The organism is Shewanella sp. 5S214, assembly GCF_041439795.1.
Classification (GTDB): Bacteria; Pseudomonadota; Gammaproteobacteria; order Enterobacterales; family Shewanellaceae; genus Shewanella; species Shewanella vesiculosa.
On sequence record NZ_JBGOOV010000058.1, the window covers coordinates 1 to 3700 of the forward strand.

Genomic DNA, 3700 nt, shown 5'->3' on the forward strand with positions numbered 1-3700 from the left:
ACTAAGTCGTATCAGTAAAACCCATCTGGGTTGTATGGTTAAGCCTCACGGGTCATTAGTACAAGTTAGCTCAACGCCTCACAACGCTTACACACCTTGCCTATCAACGTAGTAGTCTCCTACGGCCCTTTAGAGAGCTTAAAGCTCTAGGGATGACTCATCTTGGGGCTCGCTTCCCGCTTAGATGCTTTCAGCGGTTATCGATTCCGAACGTAGCTACTGGGCAATGCCATTGGCATGACAACCCAAACACCAGCGGTTCGTCCACTCCGGTCCTCTCGTACTAGGAGCAGCTCCCCTCAATCATCCAACGCCCACGGCAGATAGGGACCGAACTGTCTCACGACGTTCTGAACCCAGCTCGCGTACCACTTTAAATGGCGAACAGCCATACCCTTGGGACCGACTTCAGCCCCAGGATGTGATGAGCCGACATCGAGGTGCCAAACACCGCCGTCGATATGAACTCTTGGGCGGTATCAGCCTGTTATCCCCGGAGTACCTTTTATCCGTTGAGCGATGGCCCTTCCATTCAGAACCACCGGATCACTATGACCTACTTTCGTACCTGCTCGACGTGTATGTCTCGCAGTTAAGCTGGCTTATGCCATTGCACTAACCGTACGATGTCCGACCGTACTTAGCCAACCTTCGTGCTCCTCCGTTACTCTTTGGGAGGAGACCGCCCCAGTCAAACTACCCACCAGGCACTGTCCTCAACCCCGATAAGGGGCCAGAGTTAGAACATCAAAACTACAAGGGTGGTATTTCAAGATTGACTCCACTCAGACTAGCGTCCAAGCTTCAAAGTCTCCCACCTATCCTACACATGTAGGTTCAATGTTCAGTGCCAAGCTATAGTAAAGGTTCACGGGGTCTTTCCGTCTAGCCGCGGGTATACGGCATCTTCACCGCAATTTCAACTTCACTGAGTCTCGGCTGGAGACAGCGTGGCCATCATTACGCCATTCGTGCAGGTCGGAACTTACCCGACAAGGAATTTCGCTACCTTAGGACCGTTATAGTTACGGCCGCCGTTTACCGGGGCTTCGATCATGAGCTTCTCCGAAGATAACCCAATCAATTAACCTTCCGGCACCGGGCAGGCGTCACACCGTATACGTCATCTTGCGATTTTGCACAGTGCTGTGTTTTTGATAAACAGTTGCAGCCACCTGGTATCTGCGACTCCCGTCAGCTTAGAGAGCAAGTCTCATCACCAACAGGAGCGTACCTTCTCCCGAAGTTACGGTACCATTTTGCCTAGTTCCTTCAGCCGAGTTCTCTCAAGCGCCTTGGTATTCTCTACCCGACCACCTGTGTCGGTTTGGGGTACGATTCCCACTAACCTGAAGCTTAGAAGATTTTCCTGGAAGCATGGCATCAACTACTTCATCACCTTAGTGACTCGTCATCAGCTCTCAGCCTGTACATTAAAGTACGAATTCCCGGATTTGCCTAAGAATTCAACCTACCACCTTAAACGCGGACTACCAACGCCGCGCTAGCCTAGCCTTCTCCGTCTCTCCATCGCAGTTAGCGGAAGTACAGAAATATTAATCTGTTTCCCATCGATTACGCCTTTCGGCCTCACCTTAGGGGTCGACTCACCCTGCCCCGATTAACGTTGGACAGGAACCCTTGGTCTTCCGGCGAGGGAGTTTTTCACTCCCTTTATCGTTACTCATGTCAGCATTCGCACTTCTGATACGTCCAGTGTGGGTTACCCCTTCACCTTCAACCGCTTACAGAACGCTCCTCTACCGCGCACTTCTAATGAAATGCACCCGTAGCTTCGGTGGTATGTTTAGCCCCGTTAAATCTTCCGCGCAGGCCGACTCGACTAGTGAGCTATTACGCTTTCTTTAAATGATGGCTGCTTCTAAGCCAACATCCTAGCTGTCTAAGCCTTCCCACATCGTTTCCCACTTAACATACACTTTGGGACCTTAGCTGACGGTCTGGGTTGTTTCCCTTTTGACAACGGACGTTAGCACCCGCTGTCTGTCTCCCGAGTAGTACTCATTGGTATTCGGAGTTTGCAAAGGGTTGGTAAGTCGGGATGACCCCCTAGCCTTAACAGTGCTCTACCCCCAATGGTATTCGCTCGAGGCGCTACCTAAATAGCTTTCGAGGAGAACCAGATATCTCCGAGTTTGATTGGCCTTTCACCCCCAGCCACAAGTCATCCGCTCATTTTTCAACATAAGTCGGTTCGGTCCTCCAGTTGATGTTACTCAACCTTCAACCTGCCCATGGCTAGATCACTCGGTTTCGGGTCTACACCTTGCAACTAAACGCGCAGTTAACACTCGGTTTCCCTACGGCTCCGCTATTCGCTTAACCTCGCTACAAAATGTAAGTCGCTGACCCATTATACAAAAGGTACGCAGTCACGGTCTCAAGAACCGCTCCCACTGCTTGTACGTACACGGTTTCAGGTTCTATTTCACTCCCCTCACAGGGGTTCTTTTCGCCTTTCCCTCACGGTACTGGTTCACTATCGGTCAGTCAGGAGTATTTAGCCTTGGAGGATGGTCCCCCCATATTCAAACAGGATGTCACGTGTCCCGCCTTACTCGTTTTCATCTATGGTTAGTTTTCGTGTACGGGGCTATCACCCTGTGCCGCTGAGCTTTCCAACTCATTCCACTAACACCCCATAGACTTAAGGGCTAATCCCCGTTCGCTCGCCGCTACTAGGGGAATCTCGGTTGATTTCTTTTCCTCCGGGTACTTAGATGTTTCAGTTCCCCGGGTTTGCCTCACAACACTATGTATTCATGTTGTGATACATGCTTATGCATGTGGGTTTCCCCATTCGGATATCGTTAGCTCAAATGCTTATTACTAGCTCGCCAACGCTTTTCGCAAGTTATTACGTCCTTCATCGCCTCTGACTGCCAAGGCATCCACCGTATACGCTTGGTCACTTAACCATACAACCCAAATGAGTTTCACTTACGTGAACTCTGGGTCATATCATGACCAGCTGGTTTTTACTTGTCTCACCTCCGGGTAGGAAGTGGACTCGCCTTAGTTTTTTAGAATATTCAAGACACTTAAACAGTGTGTTGAGAACTCAAGTGTTAATGCTTTCGCATTAACGTTTTTCGCACTAACGTAATCACACAAACGACAACGAATCATCATTCATGCGCCTTTAGTTAGTACTATCAGCTTTCCAAATTGTTAAAGAGCGGGCTTAAAAAAGCCAAAGATAAAATTTCGTTTATCTTTGGCATCTCTAACCTATGCATAAGCTTATCGTCATGATAAGTGTAAATGGTGGAGCTATGCGGGATCGAACCGCAGACCTCCTGCGTGCAAGGCAGGCGCTCTCCCAGCTGAGCTATAGCCCCATTTACATGCAGTTGAGATTTTACGTTTACCTTCAATGAAGGTCTCACCAAAAAATTGGTTTGCCAATCGTTTCTAATCAAGGCGGTTGATAGCGACATTTAGTAGACTAAATGAGTCATCATACAACGTAGAGTAGGAAAGATTGGTGGGTCAGAGTGGACTTGAACCACCGACCTCACCCTTATCAGGGGTGCGCTCTAACCAGCTGAGCTACAGACCCAACGTAATTTCTCTTTCTTCTATCAAGTAATCTGTGTGAACACTCACATGCATCGCTGCACTTTTAGGTATTGAGTTAGTCGTATAGGTAAGGAGGTGATCCAGCCCCAGGTTCCCC

2 tRNA genes and 1 rRNA gene are annotated in these 3700 nt (G+C 49.1%); all 3 read right to left on the reverse strand.

Annotation, left to right across the window (positions count from 1 at the left end):
- Positions 1-34: 34 nt before the first annotated feature.
- Positions 35-2939, reverse strand: a 23S ribosomal RNA gene (locus ACED29_RS20905).
- 347 nt (positions 2940-3286) lie between these two features.
- Positions 3287-3362 (reverse strand) — tRNA-Ala (locus ACED29_RS20910).
- Positions 3363-3506: 144 nt separating this feature from the next.
- Positions 3507-3583: transfer RNA gene (locus tag ACED29_RS20915), tRNA-Ile, on the reverse strand.
- Positions 3584-3700: the final 117 nt, after the last annotated feature.